Here is a 20,535-nt window from a genome sequence, read left to right on the forward strand (position 1 = left end):
ATTATTTTGCTAAAATAATAGCCAACAAGACAAGAAAGAGGTATCTCGTATGAAAAATCAAACATTAATGCAATATTTTGAATGGTATCTACCAAATGACGGGCAACATTGGAATCGTTTGGCTACAGACGCTCCACATCTAGCTTCTAAAGGCATTCGCAAGGTTTGGATGCCACCTGCTTTCAAAGCAACTAGTTCTAATGATGTCGGCTACGGCATTTATGACTTATTTGACTTGGGCGAATTTGACCAAAAAGGAACCGTTCGGACAAAGTATGGCTTTAAGAAAGACTATTTGAAGGCTATCTCAGCACTCAAAGAAAATGGGATTGAGCCCATTGCAGATATCGTTTTAAATCACAAGGCGGCAGCAGATTACAAAGAGAGATTTACTGTTATTGAAGTTGACCCAAATGATCGTACAGTCGCCCTCTCTGAACCTTTTGAAATAAAAGGCTGGACCAAGTTCACATTCCCTGGTCGCCATAAAAAATACAATGATTTTGAATGGCATTGGTACCACTTTACAGGAACGGATTATGACGCTAAGCGAAATAAATCAGGGATTTACCTCATTCAAGGGGACAACAAAGGTTGGGCTGATGATGACTTAGTAGACAATGAAAATGGAAATTTCGACTATCTTATGTACGCTGACCTTGATTTTAAGCACCCAGAAGTCATTCAAAACCTTTATGATTGGGCAGATTGGTTTATCGAAACGACCGGCATTCATGGCTTTAGATTGGACGCTATTAAGCATATTGACTCTTTCTTTATGGGAAATTTTATCCGCGACATTATGGCGAAGTATGGAGAAGATTTCTATGTCTTTGGAGAGTTTTGGAATGGTGATGAAACTGCAAATAACGATTATTTAGGAAGTATTGACTATCGTTTTGATCTCGTAGATGTCAAACTGCACCACAACTTATTTGATGCTAGCCGCGCTGGGGCGGACTATGATTTGCGAAATATTTTTGAACAAACGCTTGTCAAAAACCACCCTAAATCGGCTGTTACTTTTGTCGATAATCACGACACACAACGTGGACAAGCGCTAGAATCAACTGTTGAAGAATGGTTTAAACCTGCTGCTTATGCGCTTATTTTGCTTCGTGAAGCTGGGCTTCCTTGTGTGTTCTACGGAGATTACTATGGTATCAACGGCGAGTTCGCTCAACAAAGTTTCCAAGAAGTCCTAGATAAACTGTTAGACATTCGGCTCAACTTAGCCTATGGTGAACAGACTGATTATTTTGATGACGAGCATTGTATCGCTTGGACTCGTTCAGGAAAAGACAACGAACAACCAATCGCTGTCATCATAAGTAACAACCAAGCAAATTCAAAACGCATGTATGTTGGTGAAAATTGGGCTAGTAAGGAGTTCAAAGATTACTTAGGAAACAGCTCTTCAATCGTGACAATCAAAAAAGACGGCTGGGCAGATTTCCCAGTTGCAGAAAAGTCAGTTAGTGTCTGGTCTGTGCAATAAAATAAAGAACACAGCAAGATTGAAACCAAAATTCGTTCTCTCTGTCGATTAGGGCGACAAAGCAAACCGAAAGTTGGGAGTCTTGTCCGCCGCTCAGCTGACGGTATAAACTAAAACTTAGGCAGTCCGTCCGCCCGGCTGACAGCATAAACTAAAACTCAGGCAGTCAGTCAACCCGGCTGACGAAAGCAACGTTGGCATCCCAGCCTCAACCATTCAACTCTGCTTTTAAACAAGATAAAAACACGAACAGATCAAGATAGCCAACTACTAATCCTGACTTTGTTCGTGTTTTTCTCATCTTCCGAAACAACTTTCCCCCTATGGATACAAGTTATTCCTGACTTATTTTTTCTTTCTATTGTCCGTTCTAATGGCAATCTTCACCTCAAAAATGGTTCCTTTCGGCTTATTATCTTTCACCGTAATAGTCCCTTTAAGGGCTTCTGTGATTTGCTTTGCAAGCGACAAGCCTAGACCAAAACCGCCTGTCTGCCGAGTCCGTGCTTTATCAACACGATAAAAACGATCAAAAATCTTTTTCTTATCTGCCGTACTAATCCCCGGACCATTATCTGCAACTTTCAAAAAAAGGGTCCGGTCATTCGCTGAAATCGTCAACTCAATTACACCGTCTTCATCTGTATATTTCAAGGCATTATCAAACAGAATTGTCATCAATTGCTTCAGCAAGGTCTTGTCTGTTTTAATCATGCGGTGAATCCTATTGTCAAATCGGAAAGTTTTCCCATTTTCTGCGGCAACCATCTCATAGTTGGTAAAGGTCGTATTAAAGAAATTTGGCTCGACATCGCCAATTTCTGGTTTAATCCCGTCATCGCGTCGTGCTAGATTGAGTAGATTTGTCGTCAACATTTTCATGTTCCGGACTTCGTCCAAACTAGAAGCAATGCTTTCGCTTGATTCCATAATGGTGGCTTCTGGTTTTCTAAACAAGGTTTCCAAGCGATTTTGCAAAACTGCTAGAGGTGTGCGCAACTCGTGGCTAGCATTTTCAACAAAGCTCTTTTGCTTTTGAATACTCTCCAACAAAGGTTTAACACTAACCCGAGCCAGATAGACACTGGCAATCAAAGAAATTCCCCAGAAACTAATCATCACAACTACAATCAGCTGCTCATGATTTTGACTGGTTTGTTCCAATTGGCTGATATTGATAAAGACAGCTGCGTATTTAACGTTCGTTTCCAAATTAGGCAATTTCACCTTAAATAAAATCGTCCGATAGGTTTCTTCACGCCCATAATTGCTTTTTACTTGAACTTGCCGAATGCGATCCAATTGCTTGCTATTAAAGGAAAGTTTGTTAAGTCCCAGAAAATTATTGCTAGTAATAATCGGCTTGTAATCCTTATCAAATAAGATAACTTCCGTATTGGCACTGACATTTGGTTTATCAGTAAGCTCTTTGTCACCCGTATCGGCTTTAGGCTCTCCGTTGTCTGACTTCTGTTCCAGCCCCACTCTACGAGCGAGCGCCAAATTGATGACAGAAGCGGAATCCTGACTGAGACTTTTCAAGTTATTATCGACCGTTGTATAAAGGCTTGAGCGCATCACCTGAATGATAATCAAAGTCATGGCTGAGAAAATGAGAGTAAAAATACCAAAATTGCGAATGAAATAAGAAAAATCATCCGCATACCATGTTTTTTTTAGTTTATTCAGCATCTTTTAAAATATATCCGACGCTGCGAAGCGTTTGAAGATTGTTCGCAAAGGTCGTCCCTTTCAATTTTTTCCGGATTTTTGAAACATAGACTTCTACGACTGAAATCGTTGTATCACTATCAAATCCCCACAAGCGATCGAAAATCTGTGTCTTAGGCAAAATGACATTTTGATTCTGCAAGAAATACACCAGCAAGTCAAATTCTTTTCCGAGCAATTCTACTTCATTTCCGTCTACAAGTGTTGTGTTAGTTGATAAATTAACAGTGACATCGCCATAAGAAAGGGTGTTTTCATTAAACTTACCAGAACGCTTCAACAGAGCTTGAATCCGCATTTTTAACTCTTCTAGATAAAATGGCTTGGTCAAATAATCATCAGCACCCAGTTCAAAACCATGTCCTTTATCATTCAAACTTTCTTTGGCTGTCATAATCAAAACAGGTGTTGTCACGCCTTTTTCACGCAATTCTTTCAACACTTGGAAGCCGTCTTTTTCTGGCAACATCAAGTCAAGCAAGATAAGGTCGTACACGCCACTCTCAGCCTCATACAATCCTTCCTCACCATCAAAAACTTGCATGACATCTGCAAAATCATCCAAAAAGTCAAATACTGAATTAGATAAACCGAGGTCGTCTTCCACTAATAGAATCTTAATCATACGCTTTTCCTTCTAAAATACAAGTCTGGAACAAAAGTTCCTAGTTTCAAAATTCGTTATGCACTAAACTAACGATGCAGTAGCAGATTGCTCAAAACAGCACTTTAAGGCTTGAGGGGATAAGATCACGAACTAAACATTTTGAATCTTTAGTTCTGCCCACTCCTTTAATCGTGAACCAAGTACAAGTAAAGACTTCTTCTCACTTCACCTTTTTGAAAATCAATCTACTAACGTTTTGATTCTATTATATCATGACTTCCTCTGAAATATTAAGAATTTGTTGTATTTGAATCATTATTTTCTGTCGTGCTACTATTCTTATCTGATTTGGTTGAACCGTCAGCATTTGATGGAGCTTTTTTCTTTGAGTTATTACTGTTTCCTGAGCCATTTTGGCTATTACTATTGTCACTTTGGTTGCCATTTTGTTGGGGTGGCATTCCGTTTGGACCGCCTTGGTTATTTCCGTTTTGTCCTCCTGGAGGCATTCCCGGACCACCTTGATTTTGGTTCCCCTGTTGCTGGTTATTCTGTGCCTGAGTTGTTGTGCTTGTCTGTACTTTTGCCTGCTGATTGAGTGCATTTGTTGCTAAAGAGCCAATGCCTAACCCACCGAGAAGACCAACAGCGAGTGATCCGCTCGCTACAACAGTCATCCACCATTTGGTACTTTTTTCAACCATGATCATCTTCTCTTTCTTACTTGTGTTCTCTTGTTTCATTTTTGTCAAATTCCTTCTTTCTATTTTTAAGCGATCAGAGATTGCATTCCAAAGAGTATTGCCACAATAACTCCTTTGATGCCAAGATTTATCAGACAAACAAATTTAACTTTGAGTTTTTCATCTCATCACGTCCTTTCTTTTGAATGGAACTATCATATCTACTTTTTCTTAAAAGTGACTGAATTTTTTCTTAAAAGAAACTAAAAATAAAGAGAGAAAATAGTAAAATGATACACAAAATATAAAAAACTAAATCAGAATATTCCAATTTAGTTTAGAAGATTATCTCATAAAATTGTCCTAGAAAAGGCAAAGAGCATAGTCTCTTTTCTCAAAAGAGTGACCTAATTTCCATTTTATCTTCAAGTAATGCTGCTATTTCTTTCGGTTTTTCCATATACAATGAATGACTACAGCTAGTCATTTCTATGAGGTTTAGAAAGTTCGGGATGGTCTGTATAGCCCTCTTTTTCTAAATTGGTGTTTCCTGGTTTATTTCTGGAATGAACAAACTTGCATTTTTATTTTTCAAAAAGGACAAATTTCTAAAAGCTTGCCGTCTTATTGTCAATAAATGAGTCATTAACTTTTTAGATAAGCTTAAATGCCAATGTTTTTGAACTTTATCAAAAACAAAACTTTCTTTTGCCGCCCTCTCCAAATTTTCTGACCATACAGCAGAGCTTTGTTTTTCAGTTATAACAGCTTTCTTTAGGCTTTCATAAACACTCGTTTGAAGATAATTCAGAGAATCTTCAATTTCTACATTCAAAGGGCAAATTTTATCCATATTAATGTATCCACCATCTAATAAGACGAGATGCGTAATTTTATCATAGACACTTGTTAGATAAACTGCTAAATCTGCTCCCAAAGAATGGGCTATTAACAAGAATATCGTCATCCATATCAACTTGTGCCATAAACCAATCTTTCAACGCCTGTAATAAAATCAGTTGCTCTTCCAACCTAGAATCATAAATATCTAGATAAGTAGCTGGAAAAGACAGTGCATTAAAAAAGTCCTGGGGATAATAGCAATTGAAACCCAGTCCTCCAATAAAATAAGTCTTCATATCTTATCCTTTCAGTCAGATGTTCCCAAAACAAACTTTACTTTTATATTTTATTGAGAATAACAAGCAAATATTGAACTCAACAAACACAAAAGTCCTTCAACAATAAGGACTTTTGAGGACACATTATGTCCCCTGCTGGAATCGAACCAGCAACTACTCCTTAGGAGGGAGTTGTTATATCCATTGAACTAAGGGGACTAGAGAAAAACTCTGCCAAGTGACAGAGTTAATTCTACATTAACGGCGAATTTCTTTGATACGCGCTGCTTTACCTTGCAATGCACGAAGGTAATACAATTTCGCACGACGTACTTTACCGTAACGAACAACTTCAATCTTTTCAACACGTGGTGTGTGAAGTGGGAAGATACGTTCAACACCTACACCGTTAGAAATTTTACGAACAGTATAGTTTTCTGAGATACCAGCACCTTTACGAGCGATAACCACACCTTCAAAGATTTGGATACGTTCGCGATTTCCTTCGACAACTTTCGCATGAACACGAACAGTATCACCTGGACGGAATGCAGGAATATCAGTACGAAGTTGACCTTCAGTCAAACTTTGGATTAATGGATTCATTTTTCTTCTCCTATCTTACTAATCTTACAGTTCAAGACCACAGCGGATTAGTCGTTTTCTAGTGCTTCCATTACGCACTAACTAATATTGTAACAAATTTTGTAATAATTGTAAATGCCTTATTCAGATTATTTTTCCATTTTAGCGAATTATTGAAGAACCAATGAAGCTGCTCCAATGACGCCTGCATCATTTCCAAGCGTTGCAAGTGCAAGTTTTGTTGACATACGCACTTGAGGGAAAGAATTTTCTTCATAGACCTTACGAACACCGTCTAGTAAAAATTCGCCTGCTGCAGAGACGCCACCACCGATGACAATCGTTGACGGATTTAAGATAGATCCAATGTTGGCACAAGCAATACCAAGATAACGTGCAAAATTGCGATAAACAATGAGAGCTAATTCATCACCAGCTTTAGCCAAATCAAAGACAATTTTTGCATTAACGTCTTCACCGTTATCAATCAATTTTTTCAGCTCTGCATCACCAGCATATTCATCAGCGTAGCGGCGCGTTAAATTGACAATTCCCGTTGCAGAAGCTACGGTTTCTAGGCAACCTTTTTTACCACAAGTACAGAGAATCGGCTGATCAAAATCAACTGTGATATGCCCCAATTCTCCGGCTGCTCCAGCTACCCCATGCAGTAATTTCCCTTCCGCAACAATACCACCACCGACACCTGTTCCAAGAGTCATAAACACAACATCAGGCTGATTTTCACCAGCACCTTTCCAACGTTCGCCAAGAGCAGCTACATTTGCGTCATTATCAATAAAGAAAGAAATACCAGTTGCTTTCTCAATCTTTTCTTTTACAGGTTGTAAAGTTTTCCAATTGAGATTATAAGCCCCAATAACCGTTCCTTTTTCACGATCCACAACACCAGGTGAACCCATGCCAATTCCAATGAAATCTTCTGCCCCAAGTCCCAATAGTCGCAAGCGATGATTGATAGATTCAATCATATCATCAACAATATGACTACCTTCATCTAAAATGTTTGTCTTAATAGACCATTTTTCTTGAACTTCTCCCTCTTGGGTCAGAATCGCAAACTTCACAGATGTACCACCTAAATCAATCCCAATAATTTTTTTAGACATGCTACTCTCCTCTAATAACTTTTTTTCATTCTTATTATATCAGATTTTTTACGAATTGAAAAGGTTTGCATAGAACTTGAATAGTTTTGAATGACTTGTGCTACTCTCTGCTTTCATTTTACAAGACAAATAAAAAATTGCACAATAACGATAGATAATATTAGTATTCATTTTACCTATAGTTAAAACTGTCCAATTCATTGATCAAAAAGGAGACATCATGCTGAATTTACAACACTTGGAGCAACTCATTATTTTCTCACAGGAGGGAACCTTGTCTAAAGCAGCCGAAGTCCTACTCATCTCTCAGCCGTCCTTAACTCGAAATATGCAAATGCTGGAAGATGAATTGGGAGTTACTCTTTTTGAGCGAAGAAAAAATAAATTAAGTTTCACGGAAACCGGTCATCAAACAGTTAAACTAGCCAAAAAATTTCTGAAACAAAAACAAAAATTTCTCAATGATGTACAACATTTTGCATTAAAAGAAAGTACTATTTTTGGTGGTGTTAATGCGCCGGGAGCCATCTTTGAACTGGAAAGTCGTATAAAAGAAAAAGGCTTGGAGCAACACATTCAAATTGAGCAAAAGACGAATGACGAATTGGAAAAAGCTCTGGATGACGAAAACGTTCACTTCATTGTAACAGACTATCCTATCAAAAAGAGCATATTCTTTCCATGGAGCTTTTCATGGAGCAACTTTACTTATCCGTTCCTTTGACTCACCCGTATGCCACACGAAAAGAGATAAAACTTGCAGAATTGCTAATTTGACTATGCTGCTGCGCTCGAATCTAGGCATTTGGCAGCCATTAGTCAATCAACTGACGCAAACAAAGTTTATTGTTCAAAAAGATCGGGCAGCCTTTGTTGATTTAGTAAATGCTTCTGCATTACCAACTTTTTCTACCAATATTACTCAACAAAACACTGAAGAATCCACTGTGAATAGCCAACGTATCCAGATTCCTATCTCGGACAAAGAAGCTACCAAGACTTTCTACATTTCCGTTTTGAAGAAGAACAAAGCTATTTTACAGGAGTTGGTGAAAACTAAATGATCTATGTTTATGAAAAAACATGATATATTCACTATAAAATAAGATTATTAAACAACTAAATACTGTTCTAGTATTAAAACTGAATAAGATGAAAAAGCCCAACTCAATCAAAATAAAAAGTTAGGCTTTTTTCTTGGTGCTATTGTATTGTAAAATAAGATGATTAGTTAAAATACTTGCCCTTTATATACAGACCTATCACCAAAATATTTTCTAATAGAAATATCACAAATACGATTAATTTAACATATTTGTTTGGAAATAACAATGCAATAATTGGTAAGATAAAATAGCTAGCAAGAACAAATAGACTAAATTTTGGAGTTAACATTAGATAACCTTTCAAAAATTATAATAAAGCATTCTTTACATTAGATTACTTACATATATAATAATCTTTTTCAAACGAAAATCAACTAATTATACCCAATTGTTATTAAAATATTATCTGAATGAAAACTAACATAGTTATTTTCTGAAATCAAACGAAAATCCTGTTTTCATTTTCTCCCCAGAAATCCTAAAAAGAGATCTATTGTGCTGGCTTCTTGATGATTAAAGAAAAGGCTGGTTTGGGTGTCCATGCTTGCAATCTTTACCATATTCTCTGCACTGAGTTCAAAGTCAAAAACATCAATATTTTCCTTCATTCGCTCAAAACGTGAAGACTTAGTCAAGCAAACAATTCCCCGTTGAACTTGCCAGCGAACCATGACTTGTGCAGTGGATTTACCATGTTTATCAGCAATATTTTTGAGAATTGGATTGTTGAAAATGTCACCACGACCTTCTGCAAAAGTAGCCCAAGATTCAATTTGCACCTTATTTTTTATCATATTTTCTTGTGCGAATATCTGTTGATTCAGTGGGTGAGTTTCCACTTGATTGACTTGTGGTGTAATCTCATTGAAAGCTACAATGTCGCTGAGACGATCTGGATAGAAATTAGACACACCAATCGCTCGAAGTTTTCCTTCTTTGTAAAGTTTTTCCAAAGCACGGTAGGCACCATAATAGTCACCAAAAGGTTGGTGGAGCAACATAAGATCCAGATAATCTAACTTCATTTTGTCAAGAGATTCTAAAACCGAGGCATAAGCCTTGTCGTAGCCATAGTTGGATAGCCAGACTTTACTAGTGATGAAAAACTCTTTGCGGTCAATCCCAGACTCTCGAATCGCCTCGCCTACTTCCTGTTCATTGGCATAGGCTTGAGCAGTATCAAAATGACGATAACCTGCCTTGATAGCATTTAGTACAGCTCTTTTGGTATCTTTGGGAGCAATTTGGTACACTCCAAAACCTAAAATTGGAATTTCGACGCCGTTGTTTAAGGTTATATTTTGCACGTGATTCCCTCTTTTCGCAATTTTTATCATAAGTATAACGCTCTTTTCAGAAAAAGTACAATAGCAAAATTGCAGAGTAGTATGCAAAAAATGAATAGCAATTATCGTCCGATTCATAATTTATAACAACAAAAAAGAGGAGATTAGGATAGATGACCATGATTGTGTGAGCAGCCATAGTCGTCTGTCCTACTCCTTCTCAATTTCTTTGATTTCGCTGGTTTTGTCTATCTACAAGGCGCTCTTGAACTAAGGAGACAACCTCATCATTGGTTGGCAAGTCCGAGTGCTGGGCATCCGCACCTGTGACTGTGGTTTCAGTATAGTGCGCCGCTTGTCCTTGATAAATATATTTCCCTGCACTCACGCTCGCATCTGGTACCAATTCGTCTGAATCATAAGTAATGGTTCCTGCAACAGAATACATAGCTAAAGTAGTCGGAATATTTTCGCGATTTTTAATGAAATCAGCTAACATCTCAGTTTTGTTGTTGATATTGGTTTCAGTAAAGTTATAAGGCGTTCCGATTGTCATCAACTTCTTCAATTCCACATCATAGCTGCCGAGGTAATTTTCAATAAAAGCTGTGTAAATTAAACCACCATTCGAGTGACCCAAGCCTTTAAAATTATTGAAATTGTATTTTCCTTGGAGATTTTCAAAGGCAGCGTCAACCATTTTGGCCTGTTTTTTGATGTTACTATAGCCATCTTTATTATTTTCAAAACCAATTACAATGATTGGCTCGTTATCATTCGCTGCGATAGAGCCATTATATGTAATTCGTCCGTCATTCCAGACCTTAACTTTGAGCAAGCTATGCTTCACGCCACGACGTCTTTGATTGAGCTTTTGAACCAAGCCGTCAAAGCGGCTCTCCGTAGCAGAACTACCTGGTATCATAATGATTGGCGACATCCGAGCATTATAAAATTTAGCAATTTGATCAATGTTTTTTCTTGTCCAGCTATAAGAGGGAATTGCTAGTCCTATCAAAAAAATTAGAACAATTAGTAGCACTATTTTTACCTTTTTAGTCATGTTCGCCTCCTTTCTGATCCATTTGTCTGAGTTCCCCATGAATCCGGTCATTAAATCTCACAAAGGGGATATAAATGAGAACATCGATAATAAAAATGAAAATTCCTACTGCTAATGCTCGCAAACTTCCGCCTGTCCCAATAAAAGCATAGAGTACACTTGGCGCTCCGCTAGGAACTGGATAGACAGCCGGAGGCATTATTCTAAAATATAGAAAAATACTAGCTACAAAGACATTCAGCATTGGTACGAGGATAAAAGGGATTAAAAATAGAAAATTGAAAAATATAGGAATCCCGACCATAAAGGCTACGCCGCGGTTAAATAAGGAAGGAAAGATACTCTTCAAACTGACATCGCGATCCTTGTCACTGCGTGATTTCCATAAAATGGCTACGAGAAGAGCTAAAACTCCGCCCAGACCTGAAAACGTTCCATAAGCATCATACAGATTGGTCGTTGAAAAGAGATAAGGTACCCCTGTTGTAGTATGATGTTTCAAAGCATAATTAAGATTATCTAATGCAAACGAATCATTTATAAAAGGAATATTGTTGAAGAGATTGCTATTTCCAATCCAAGCGCTAAAAGTCCGTAAGGCAGTATTCATTTCAATGACAAAGATATTGTTTCGATTGACAATTAAGTCTGACAAAAAATTTGCAATTGTTGAGAAAATATTGTATCGATTGCCCAGATTAATGAGAAAACTAACCAAGACAGCCAGAGCAAACGAGCAGAAGATAGGGCGCAACGTTTTAGGGTAATAAATAAAATACTCATCTACAATGTGATCATCATTCGGACTTGAAAATCGAAAAATTTGTCCCACCACATAACCAATCAATATTGCAACAATTAGATTGATATTGACAGGAAGATTGATTCTCGTCAAAGCGCCGTCATTTAAAACCACCGAAAATAATTCGCGTGAATTGACTAATAAGCTAAAAATAAAGGCTGTAATCCCAGCTGTCCCCGTACTACGACCATAATAACCAGCTGTGTACTTTGCACTAAAATAAGTTGCTAATGGTCCTGCCAATCCTCCTATTAGATAGGTGAAATTTGTCGTAACTAAGCTAATAGTTGAAAAATGAGGAAACCAATGCCGAATCGCAAAAAGATTGTTGATATAGCCATTTATACCAAAAATGGATTCAGAAAAAACCATTGTTATCGTCGTCAGCAAGAAAAACGGAAAGAGCGATACCAATGTTTCTTGTGTAATTTTAATGAAACTCATTTGCCGAAAGGCAATCATTTTTTTTATTAAATATTGATCTATGCGACTTTTTCTGGTTAATTTATTGAATATCATAGCTTGATTGTAGCATAGTTGAGATGACGATTCAATTAGCTTCTTTAAAATTAAATGCTAAATGTTTTGAATAGTTATTCTTTAATGTTTTTGATCAGATCTAAAAAGGCTCAGATAAAAATCTAAACCTTTGAATTCTTTTACCCTAATTTTCTTGTAACATATTTTTGTGACTGTGCAGACAAAACGCTAATAATCGTTCCCACAGCACCGGCACCTGTGAATAATAATAGCAAACCAAGATTTGTCCAATAAGAGATATGCACTTCATTGCCATTAAAAATATACTCTGTTAGATAAGTAAAGGCTGTAAAAACATCCACTCCTTCTGCTTTTGCAAGCTGAATAGCATAGTCAAACTGATGTGCAACCAACATCATCACCAGCATGAAAAGCACACTAATTGCAATTCCAACTTTGGATAACTTTTTGCCTAACAGTTCGTATCCTTTAATCGTACAAACCCCCATGACAATCCCTGCAACAACAGCTACATATCCAAGTTGAGCAATCACCAAGGTAACAATTCCCCCTATCAAGCTCCCTAGAAAGGCTCCTACCGTCCCTGCTAAGATACTTTCCTTTTGGTGGTCATAAACTTGGTTTTCAATTGACAAGTTTGAGCTTAATTCTTGAAATGCTTCTGGTGAAAGCAGTAAAAGGTTCCCTCCGACTTGATAAAGATCTACTTGCCCTGCTTTTCCGGTCTGCTCACAAACATTCATAAGATTTTTTTCTTTCAAGAACACGATAATGTCTTGTAATCCTTGACGAATATGTTCACGTGTTTTTCCTTTAGTCATACCAGTTTTAATATAAAAAGTTGCTTTATATAAATTAACCTGATAAGTTTTCAAAGCCTTAGAAGATTTCGTCAACTCTTTAAATTCTTCCAAAGACGGTAATGCTTCACCATTTTTTACCGAACAACAAATACAGTATTGATTTTTTTGATTCGTTTGTTCAATATAGAAAGTATAACCATCTTTTTGACCAAAAATAACAGATGAAGTCTCATCAAACTGCAACCCTAACTCATCCGCAAGCGCCTGCAAATCAAGTTTATTCATAACCGTACTCCTTTATATATTCTTTATTTATTATAGCATACATTTGAATAAATAGACAAGAGGGAATTTTTTGTAAGAATATTAAAAGAGGTTAGGACAAAAATTCCCAACCTAAAAAGCACACTATGTAATAAATTAATGACGCAGCGACTGATTGTTCAAAGTACTGCCTTAAGGTGGCAGATAGAGCTTTCCAAGCGGGTTCACCTTTCAAGCTCGGAAGAGCCACTTTTGGCGAAAACTTCGTTTTCCTTATCTGCCACCTCAATAGTTGCTTAGACTATTGAGCAACCTTGTAAGGGTAAGATTACGAACTAAATTTTTGTTTCATTTAGTTCTGTTCTCCTCCTCTTCACTCTTCTCATTTTTCTACTCGGACGCCTTGGCCATCAACCTGAAGTTCAAAAACTTGTCCTTTAAATTGTTGCTTTTCTATTTTATCTTTTAGCATATTCGACTGTTCTTTTGGTGCTAGAACCATCACAGTAGGTCCTGCTCCTGATAGATAAGTCGCATACGCACCATTTTTCTTTGCCAACATCTTGATTTTTGGAAATTCCTTAATCAAACCTTGGCGAAAACGCTCATGAAAACGGTCGGACTCAATAGCACGCCCCGCTGTTACCATATCGCCCTTCATTAAAGCGGCAATAGCCACATTCGCTACAGAGCTTGCAGTGACAGCTTCACGATAAGATAAACCTTTTGGAAGAACGCTACGGCTGTCTTTAGTACGCAATTCATAATTTGGAACATAGGCAATAAAGCTTACTTCTGGAAATTCCGTCACTACAGTTGAAACGTTCTCGTTTAAATAACTAGAAATCGTCAAATTACCATAAATAGCAGGTGCTACATTATCTGGATGTCCCTCAATTTTCGTCGCAAAATTCAATTTTTCAGCATTTGACAACTGCAAATTTGCCAATTGATTTGCAAGTTCAATCCCTGCAACAATAACGGAACTAGAAGAACCCAGACCACGCGCTAAAGGGATATCACTTGTCATTTTTAAATGATGAGGTTGAATAGCTGGAGCAATTCTGCGCGCCACTTTAATCAATAAATTCCGTTCGTTAGAAGGAATACGCCGCTCCAAATCATGCTCAATCAGCCAATGGTCGCTTTCTCCCAAAACTTCAATGGTTAGATATTTACTGACAGCTACACCAACCGAGTCAAATCCCGGACCAATATTCGCACTCGTTGCAGGTACAATAATTTTCATTTTATTCTCCTAATACTTTGAAGGTGTTCAATAATTTAAAATCAGAAGTTGCCTGCAATTTTCGAGTGACATTTTCTAGCTGCGTTTTGTTGACAGCATGAGTAATAATCACAACACGTGCGGTATTTCCGTCTGTTCCTTGTTGCAGAATTTGTTTAAAGGAGATATTTTCAGCATTAAAAATTTCTGCTAAGCGTAAAACTTGTCCTTTCGCATCAGGTGCTAATATCGAAAAGTAGTACAGACTCTTACGATCTTCTGGCTTAGCCAGAACTAATTCACGCTGAAACTCATTAAAGGCTTTTCCAACGGTTCCTTCGTTTATCCGTCGAACAATCCGAATAATATCTGCAACAACACTTGTTGCAGTGGGTTTTTGTCCAGCACCTGGACCGTAATACATCGACTCACCAATACCGATAGATTCCACAAAGACTGCATTCATCACGCCATTCACACTAGCAAGAGGATGAGATTTTGGTAAAAAGGTCGGTGTGACTTCTGCAGCAAGACCTGATTCCGTTTCTTCAATGGAACCAACTAATTTGACAACATAGCCTAATTGCTGCGCAACTGCTACATCTTCTGGTGTAATATTGCGAATGCCTTGGTGGGCGACATCTTCAAATTTAACCGTCATTCCAAAGGCAAATTGACTTAAAATAACCATTTTATATGCAGCATCAATTCCGTCCACATCATTGGTTGGATCACTTTCTGCAAATCCAAGTCGTTGTGCTTCAGCAAGTGCCGCCTCATAAGACCAGCCCTCTTCTACCATTTTGGTCATCATGAAGTTGGATGTCCCATTGACCACACCGAGAATACGTGTAATTTTATCAGAAGCTAGGGAATTAACAAGCGTGCGTAAAATCGGAATTCCTCCCGCTACTGCCGCTTCATAGTAAAGAGCTACCTTGTGTTTTGCAGCAATCTCGAGCAACTCAGCGCCATGAACTGCCAGCAAGTCTTTATTTGCAGTGACAACATGCTTACCTGCCTCTAGCGCTTGAGTGATGAAAGTTTTTGCAGGTTCAATACGCCCCATCAATTCAACAACAATCGTTACTTCATTATCATTTACAATTTCATCAATCGTCGTGACAAAATTAAAATGATTTCCCGCTGCTAGCAAACGCTCTTTTTCAGCATCATCTTTTACCAATACTTTCGCAATTTCAATTTCTGAATGAGCTGCTTGCACAATCTTCTCACTATTTTCTTTCAATAAAAATGGAACACCGCTAGCAACTGTCCCAAAACCAAGTAAAGCAATTTTAATAGACATGACTACTCCTTGAGATTTTTATGCTTTTTATTATAGCAAATAAACTTGTTTTTTTCTAGTAAGCAGACTTCAGGATTTTTATAAAAATAATAGAAATCTATTTTAAAAAATTGTGAACGGTTAGTCAGAAATATGGTAAAATAAACATAGTGATTTAAAAGTAAAAGGAGTTCCACATAATGGGAAAACATTCTGGTAATCGTTCTGTACGAAATCGTATTCATAAGAGGAGACAACGGCGTGCTATTATAAGCTTCATCTTATTGGTTGTTCTGGTGATTGCAGGGACATTCATGTGGAGACGTTCTGGAACAAATCTGGCTAATAACCATACAAGAACTGCCATTTCAACAGTAAAGAAATCTTCTACTTCTCAAGCAACTTCTAAAGAAACATCTGGATCTAGTGAAAAAGTAAGCAAAGTGAAATGGATAAAGCAAGATCAACCAGTTAAATTCCCTATTTTGATGTACCATGCGATTCATAATATGGATCCTTCTGAAGCAGCCAATGCTGGTTTGATTGTTTCGCCAGAAACGTTTGAAAGTCATTTGAAAGCTCTGAAAGACGCTGGATATTATACTCTCACACCAGAAGAAGCCTATAAAGTCTTAACCGAAAATGTTCTTCCAGAAAATAAAAAAGTCGTATGGTTGACCTTTGATGATAGCTTGAGAGATTTCTACACCAATGCTTTCCCGCTTCTTCAAAAATACCAAATGCGGGCAACTAATAATGTCATTACTGGCTTTGTCGAAAATGGGCGCGAGGATATGCTGACACTTGAGCAAATCAAGGAAATGAAGCAAAAGGGAATGTCTTTTGAAGATCATACCGTTAATCATCCAGATTTATCCCTTGCCAGTACTGAAACACAAACGACAGAATTGCAAGCTTCTAAGCAATATCTAGACAGCAACCTATCACAAAATACAACGACGGTTGCCTATCCTTCGGGACGCTATAATACAACGACGACACAGATTGCTGAAAGCCTCGGCTATAAAATGGGATTGACAACCAACAACGGACTAGCTTCTCTTAATGACGGACTTTTAACCCTCAATCGTATCCGTGTCAACCCAACAACAACTGCACAAGATTTATTAAACGAAATTGCTACAAACTGAAAAATAGGACTTAGCTCAAAAACGAGCAAGTCCTATTCTTTTTTCTTTTGTGCTAATTTCTCACGTTCCAAGCGAAGCTTTCGGTTGGGATTGAGTTTGTTAAAAAGTTTTTCAAGCTTTTTTTCATTCCAAACGTCAGCTGCAGAAACGAAATTGCCATTTTCATCGCGAAAGGATATTGGTTTATCACCCATGATATCACTCCTTTTTAGTCTACAAATTCAAATTCAAACTTGCCGATGCGAACTAAGTCACCATCCTTAGCACCACGCGCCCGCAAGGCTTCGTCAACCCCCATACCACGTAGTTGCCGTGCAAATTTCATGACAGCTTCTTCACGGTCAAAGTTCGTCATGGTAAAGAGTTTTTCCAACTTATCACCAGATAAAACCCAGGCCGCGTCATCATCGCGTGAGATTTCAAATACTGGAGCATCTTCATCAAAGCCATAGTAGGCTTCTTCTTCCATTTCGGACTCATCATAAAGCAGAAATTCGGGCGTTTTATCTAGCAATTCTGCAGTTGCATCCAAAAGCGTTGACAAGCCTTGTTTTGTCAGACTTGAAATTGGAAAAATCTGTGGCAGTTCATCAAATTCATCATAATTTGCTGCTAATTTTTCTTTAAAGACTTTTAGATTCTCTGCACTTTCAGGCATGTCCATTTTATTAGCAACAATAATCTGTGGACGTTCCATTAAGCGAAGATTGTAGGATTCCAATTCCTTATTGATAGCAAGATAATCTTCGTAAGGATCACGTCCTTCACTAGCTGACATATCAATGACATGCAAGATGACACGAGTTCGCTCAATATGGCGAAGGAATTGTGTTCCAAGTCCTACACCTTGGCTAGCTCCTTCAATCAAGCCAGGTAGGTCTGCCACAGCAAAGGATTCACCGGACTGCGTCCGAACCATTCCAAGATTAGGCACAATGGTCGTGAAATGATAAGCGCCAATTTTCGGCTTAGCAGAAGTGATAACACTTAAAAGAGTGGATTTTCCAACAGACGGAAATCCGACCAAACCAACATCTGCCAAAATTTTCAGCTCCAACTGGAGTTCACGTTCTTGTCCCGGTTCACCATTTTCAGAAATTTCTGGAGCTGGATTTTTAGGCGTTGCAAAGCGGATATTGCCGCGACCGCCGCGACCGCCGTGAGCTACGACGAACTTTTGCCCATTTTCAATCAAGTCTGTCAGGATTTTCCCTGTTTCAGCATCACGAACAGTTGTTCCTTGTGGTACATGAACTATGAGGTCTTCTGCTCCACGACCGTGCATTCCCTTAGTCATTCCCTTCTCACCAGATTGAGCCTTAAAATGACGATTGTAACGAAAATCCATCAGGGTACGAAGTCCTTCATCTACGACAAAAACAACATTGCCACCACGACCACCATCACCGCCCCAAGGTCCGCCATTGGGGACATACTTTTCACGGCGGAAAGCTACCATGCCATCACCGCCATTACCAGCCTTGACTTTAATCTTGGCTGTATCTAAAAACATACTCATATTTTTCTCTTCTCTCGTTTTTCACTCTAAAAAAACGCTCTTTCAAGCGTTTGAGGATTAGAAATTACTCAAAGCACCAAGTGCACTTGCAAAGATTGCTCCGACTGTTACCAATAACATGATAACAACGACAATCAAAGTCAATTTTTCAAATCCTGTTTTTTTACGTTGTCCATTATCACCAAAAGCCACGATATTACCTCTATGTATTTAATTTGTTCTCTTAATTGTAACATGAAGGTGAGAGTTTTTCAAATGATAGCTGAAATAAAAAGATTACAACTGAAAATTACTAAAAAGTAAAAATCCAACAGGCTTCCTGCTGGATTTCAATGTCAATCAGCGTAACCGTTTGGATGTGTCGAATGCCATTTCCAAGCTGTTTCGATAATCATCTCAATATTGTCAAATTTCGGTTGCCAACCCAAGACCTGACGTGCCTTGTCAGACGATGCGACAAGTGTATCCGGATTTCCTGGACGACGATCTGCGATTTCAAGTGGAATGGGGTTCCTTGTCACCTTTCGTCCGGCTTCAACCAATCGATCAACCATGTGGGAGCCGATATAACCAGCTCCTCCTAATACTAAAATTGCCATAACCATTCCTTCCTATTTTTTAGATTATATCATAAAAAGGGCGCTATTTCTTAAGACCAACTGATTCAACGAAACGCATAAAGGCGATTTGACCTTCTTTTGTACGCTTGTAAACACCTGCATCTTCCAAGACACGTTTGAAAATCTGACCAACCGAAGCACGCACGATTGTCTGGACTGATTCTGCTGTTATATCTGAATGGCTATCTTTTAACTGCTCAGCCCACGCTTGATGATAAGGAGCCACTTCTTTTATTTGCCCCAAAAGAAATTCTTCAACTTCTTTTAACTCATTTTTCAAACGAGGTGGGAGAATCGCTAAGCCCATGACCTCAATCAAACCAATGTTTTCTTTCTTGATATGCTGAACATCTTTATGAGGATGATAAATACCATCTGGATGCTCTTTTGACGTTTGATTGTCCCGAAGAACCAAATCTAACTCAAACTTGCCATTTTTTTGGCGTGCGATTGGAGTAATGGTATGGTGCGATTCACCATTTGACTCAGCTACAATCTGAACAGTCGAATCGGAGTAGCTGCGCCATTTCTGTAAAATTTTATCCGCCAAATCTATCAATGTGGATTTATCAGTTGATTGCAACCTTAAAACCGACATAGGCCAATTGACAATACCGGCTTCTACATTTTCAAAACCTGCAAAGATGAAAGTTTTGTCAAGCTCTGCCTTTTCCATAGGAAAAGTATGTCGTCCACCTTGATAATGGTCGTGAGTGAGAATGGAGCCTCCTACGATAGGAAGATCCGCATTGGAGCCTGCAAAATAACCCGGAAAAGTCTCTACAATGTCCAAAAGACGTTCAAAAGTAGCACGACTGATAGCCATAGCAGTATGCTTGCTATCTAAAAAGATACAATGCTCATTAAAATAAGCATAGGGAGAATACTGAAAGCCCCATTCTCGTCCGGCTAAATCAAAGCGGATAATTCGATGATTCGCTCGCGCTGGATGATCTAGACGCCCTTGATACCCTTCATTTTCAAAACAAAGCTGGCAAGCTGGATAGTAGCTCGTCTTGGCTTTCTTAGCTGCTGCAATTTCCTTGGGATCTTTTTCTGGCTTAGAAAGATTGATTGTAATCTCCAAATCACCATATTCAGTCGGTGTTTGATAGGCAATGTTTTTAGAAATGGCTTTGACCTTGATATAATCATTACGCTTACTAAGCTCATAAAAATCAGCAATAGCCCGCTTGGGATCTTGTTCATAAGTCTGCCAAAATTGTTGATTGAGCTGACCGGGTACTGGCGTGACTAAATTCATCAACTCTGCCCCAAGAATATCCTGTTCTGCGAGAGTTGAGCCGATTTTTCCAACTGCTAAAGCAACTTCTAGTAAATCATCTTTGAGATCAATTAAGCTGGTTGCTGCTGTCTCTTGCTTTGCAGCTTCTTCTCCAACCAGACTCATGACGCGATTTGCTAGATAAATCCGGTCGATTTCTGTAAAAGAGCTATTTGCTATGACCTCCGTTACAAAGGCATTCAGTAAATTTCGTGCCATTGATTTTCCTTTCTTTTATAGAAAGGGCTGAAATCCTCGTCAGCC

21 protein-coding genes and 1 tRNA gene are annotated in these 20,535 nt (G+C 38.3%); 4 read left to right on the forward strand and 18 right to left on the reverse strand.

Translation table 11 applies throughout. The features are described 5' to 3' along the window. The first annotated feature begins 49 nt into the window (after window positions 1-49). A complete protein-coding gene (locus tag EL087_RS04850) occupies window positions 50-1,498 on the forward strand; it encodes an alpha-amylase (protein WP_126407167.1) in 1,449 nt (482 codons plus the stop codon). 345 nt (window positions 1,499-1,843) lie between these two features. Here the strand turns inward: EL087_RS04850 and EL087_RS04855 are convergent, their stop codons facing one another. The 7 genes from EL087_RS04855 to EL087_RS04885 form a co-directional block, all read right to left on the reverse strand. After that, window positions 1,844-3,190, reverse strand: a complete 1,347-nt coding sequence (locus EL087_RS04855; RefSeq protein ID WP_106083386.1) for a sensor histidine kinase — start codon at window positions 3,188-3,190, stop codon at window positions 1,844-1,846. After that, entirely contained in the window at window positions 3,180-3,854 is a 675-nt protein-coding gene (locus tag EL087_RS04860; protein ID WP_003024352.1) for a response regulator transcription factor, read from the reverse strand. Before EL087_RS04860 ends, EL087_RS04855 begins: the two co-directional genes overlap by 11 nt. A 272-nt stretch (window positions 3,855-4,126) precedes the next feature. Further along, window positions 4,127-4,579: a hypothetical protein gene (locus tag EL087_RS04865; RefSeq protein ID WP_126407169.1), complete on the reverse strand. Its 453-nt coding sequence runs from the start codon at window positions 4,577-4,579 to the stop codon at window positions 4,127-4,129. A gap of 475 nt (window positions 4,580-5,054) precedes the next feature. Further along, complete coding sequence (locus EL087_RS09350) at window positions 5,055-5,456, reverse strand: hypothetical protein (protein ID WP_232008231.1); 402 nt, start codon at window positions 5,454-5,456, stop codon at window positions 5,055-5,057. 331 nt (window positions 5,457-5,787) lie between these two features. Next, window positions 5,788-5,859: transfer RNA gene (locus EL087_RS04875), tRNA-Arg, on the reverse strand. A gap of 39 nt (window positions 5,860-5,898) precedes the next feature. Then, window positions 5,899-6,246 (reverse strand): 50S ribosomal protein L19, encoded by a 348-nt coding sequence (rplS, locus tag EL087_RS04880; protein ID WP_003024326.1) that lies wholly within the window; start codon window positions 6,244-6,246, stop codon window positions 5,899-5,901. 149 nt (window positions 6,247-6,395) lie between these two features. After that, a complete protein-coding gene (locus EL087_RS04885; protein ID WP_126407171.1) occupies window positions 6,396-7,355 on the reverse strand; it encodes an ROK family glucokinase in 960 nt (319 codons plus the stop codon). A 220-nt stretch (window positions 7,356-7,575) separates the two neighbouring features. Here EL087_RS04885 and EL087_RS09355 point away from each other — a divergent pair, with 220 nt between their 5' ends. Both EL087_RS09355 and EL087_RS09360 read left to right on the forward strand, forming a co-directional pair. Beyond that, the gene (locus tag EL087_RS09355) at window positions 7,576-8,079 is read left to right on the forward strand and encodes a LysR family transcriptional regulator (RefSeq protein ID WP_232008232.1); all 504 of its coding nucleotides are present in this window, start codon (window positions 7,576-7,578) and stop codon (window positions 8,077-8,079) included. Window positions 8,080-8,134: 55 nt separating this feature from the next. Next, on the forward strand, window positions 8,135-8,419 hold the full coding sequence (locus EL087_RS09360) for a hypothetical protein (RefSeq protein WP_232008233.1): 285 nt from the start codon (window positions 8,135-8,137) through the stop codon (window positions 8,417-8,419). A 500-nt stretch (window positions 8,420-8,919) separates the two neighbouring features. Here the strand turns inward: EL087_RS09360 and EL087_RS04895 are convergent, their stop codons facing one another. The 6 genes from EL087_RS04895 to EL087_RS04920 form a co-directional block, all read right to left on the reverse strand. Continuing rightward, complete coding sequence (locus tag EL087_RS04895) at window positions 8,920-9,768, reverse strand: aldo/keto reductase (protein ID WP_126407173.1); 849 nt, start codon at window positions 9,766-9,768, stop codon at window positions 8,920-8,922. A gap of 199 nt (window positions 9,769-9,967) precedes the next feature. Continuing rightward, a complete protein-coding gene (locus EL087_RS04900) occupies window positions 9,968-10,810 on the reverse strand; it encodes an alpha/beta hydrolase (RefSeq protein ID WP_126407175.1) in 843 nt (280 codons plus the stop codon). After that, complete coding sequence (locus EL087_RS04905) at window positions 10,803-12,131, reverse strand: PTS sugar transporter subunit IIC (protein ID WP_126407177.1); 1,329 nt, start codon at window positions 12,129-12,131, stop codon at window positions 10,803-10,805. Before EL087_RS04905 ends, EL087_RS04900 begins: the two co-directional genes overlap by 8 nt. A gap of 140 nt (window positions 12,132-12,271) precedes the next feature. Beyond that, window positions 12,272-13,201: a hypothetical protein gene (locus tag EL087_RS04910; RefSeq protein WP_003042161.1), complete on the reverse strand. Its 930-nt coding sequence runs from the start codon at window positions 13,199-13,201 to the stop codon at window positions 12,272-12,274. A gap of 361 nt (window positions 13,202-13,562) precedes the next feature. Continuing rightward, window positions 13,563-14,429 carry a homoserine kinase gene (thrB, locus tag EL087_RS04915; protein ID WP_126407179.1) on the reverse strand — a complete coding sequence of 289 codons (867 nt, stop codon included), beginning with the start codon at window positions 14,427-14,429 and terminating at the stop codon, window positions 13,563-13,565. Between the two features lies 1 nt (window position 14,430). Continuing rightward, complete coding sequence (locus EL087_RS04920) at window positions 14,431-15,717, reverse strand: homoserine dehydrogenase (RefSeq protein ID WP_126407181.1); 1,287 nt, start codon at window positions 15,715-15,717, stop codon at window positions 14,431-14,433. 179 nt (window positions 15,718-15,896) lie between these two features. Between EL087_RS04920 and EL087_RS04925 the strand changes: the two genes are divergently transcribed. Beyond that, entirely contained in the window at window positions 15,897-16,847 is a 951-nt protein-coding gene (locus EL087_RS04925) for a polysaccharide deacetylase family protein (protein WP_126407183.1), read from the forward strand. 32 nt (window positions 16,848-16,879) lie between these two features. Here EL087_RS04925 and EL087_RS04930 read toward each other — a convergent pair whose 3' ends face one another. From EL087_RS04930 to galT, 5 genes are all read right to left on the reverse strand, one after another. Beyond that, a complete protein-coding gene (locus tag EL087_RS04930; RefSeq protein WP_003024275.1) occupies window positions 16,880-17,041 on the reverse strand; it encodes a hypothetical protein in 162 nt (53 codons plus the stop codon). Window positions 17,042-17,055: 14 nt separating this feature from the next. Beyond that, the gene (gene obgE, locus EL087_RS04935) at window positions 17,056-18,366 is read right to left on the reverse strand and encodes a GTPase ObgE (RefSeq protein ID WP_037567284.1); all 1,311 of its coding nucleotides are present in this window, start codon (window positions 18,364-18,366) and stop codon (window positions 17,056-17,058) included. Window positions 18,367-18,423: 57 nt separating this feature from the next. Beyond that, window positions 18,424-18,558: a DUF4044 domain-containing protein gene (locus EL087_RS04940; RefSeq protein ID WP_003024272.1), complete on the reverse strand. Its 135-nt coding sequence runs from the start codon at window positions 18,556-18,558 to the stop codon at window positions 18,424-18,426. A gap of 143 nt (window positions 18,559-18,701) precedes the next feature. Next, window positions 18,702-18,959, reverse strand: a complete 258-nt coding sequence (locus tag EL087_RS04945; protein ID WP_390614115.1) for an NAD-dependent epimerase/dehydratase family protein — start codon at window positions 18,957-18,959, stop codon at window positions 18,702-18,704. Between the two features lie 49 nt (window positions 18,960-19,008). Beyond that, window positions 19,009-20,490: a UDP-glucose--hexose-1-phosphate uridylyltransferase gene (gene galT / locus EL087_RS04950; RefSeq protein WP_126407187.1), complete on the reverse strand. Its 1,482-nt coding sequence runs from the start codon at window positions 20,488-20,490 to the stop codon at window positions 19,009-19,011. Window positions 20,491-20,535 lie beyond the last annotated feature (45 nt).

Origin of the sequence: Streptococcus milleri (assembly GCF_900636525.1) — a bacterium.
In the GTDB taxonomy this organism is placed as follows: domain Bacteria; phylum Bacillota; class Bacilli; order Lactobacillales; family Streptococcaceae; genus Streptococcus; species Streptococcus hominis.

Excerpts from the sequence above, each read along its gene's own strand:
- EL087_RS09360 (WP_232008233.1), top strand. The coding sequence starts at position 8,135 with ATGCTGCTGCGCTCGAATCTAGGCATTTGGCAGCCATTAGTCAATCAA.
- EL087_RS04855 (WP_106083386.1), bottom strand. The coding sequence starts at position 3,190 with ATGCTGAATAAACTAAAAAAAACATGGTATGCGGATGATTTTTCTTAT.
- thrB (WP_126407179.1), bottom strand. The coding sequence starts at position 14,429 with ATGAAAATTATTGTACCTGCAACGAGTGCGAATATTGGTCCGGGATTT.
- EL087_RS04885 (WP_126407171.1), bottom strand. The coding sequence starts at position 7,355 with ATGTCTAAAAAAATTATTGGGATTGATTTAGGTGGTACATCTGTGAAG.
- EL087_RS04850 (WP_126407167.1), top strand. The coding sequence starts at position 50 with ATGAAAAATCAAACATTAATGCAATATTTTGAATGGTATCTACCAAAT.
- EL087_RS04930 (WP_003024275.1), bottom strand. The coding sequence starts at position 17,041 with ATGGGTGATAAACCAATATCCTTTCGCGATGAAAATGGCAATTTCGTT.
- EL087_RS09355 (WP_232008232.1), top strand. The coding sequence starts at position 7,576 with ATGCTGAATTTACAACACTTGGAGCAACTCATTATTTTCTCACAGGAG.
- EL087_RS04865 (WP_126407169.1), bottom strand. The coding sequence starts at position 4,579 with ATGAAACAAGAGAACACAAGTAAGAAAGAGAAGATGATCATGGTTGAA.
- EL087_RS04860 (WP_003024352.1), bottom strand. The coding sequence starts at position 3,854 with ATGATTAAGATTCTATTAGTGGAAGACGACCTCGGTTTATCTAATTCA.
- obgE (WP_037567284.1), bottom strand. The coding sequence starts at position 18,366 with ATGAGTATGTTTTTAGATACAGCCAAGATTAAAGTCAAGGCTGGTAAT.
- EL087_RS04925 (WP_126407183.1), top strand. The coding sequence starts at position 15,897 with ATGGGAAAACATTCTGGTAATCGTTCTGTACGAAATCGTATTCATAAG.
- galT (WP_126407187.1), bottom strand. The coding sequence starts at position 20,490 with ATGGCACGAAATTTACTGAATGCCTTTGTAACGGAGGTCATAGCAAAT.
- rplS (WP_003024326.1), bottom strand. The coding sequence starts at position 6,246 with ATGAATCCATTAATCCAAAGTTTGACTGAAGGTCAACTTCGTACTGAT.
- EL087_RS04905 (WP_126407177.1), bottom strand. The coding sequence starts at position 12,131 with ATGATATTCAATAAATTAACCAGAAAAAGTCGCATAGATCAATATTTA.
- EL087_RS04900 (WP_126407175.1), bottom strand. The coding sequence starts at position 10,810 with ATGACTAAAAAGGTAAAAATAGTGCTACTAATTGTTCTAATTTTTTTG.
- EL087_RS04920 (WP_126407181.1), bottom strand. The coding sequence starts at position 15,717 with ATGTCTATTAAAATTGCTTTACTTGGTTTTGGGACAGTTGCTAGCGGT.
- EL087_RS04910 (WP_003042161.1), bottom strand. The coding sequence starts at position 13,201 with ATGAATAAACTTGATTTGCAGGCGCTTGCGGATGAGTTAGGGTTGCAG.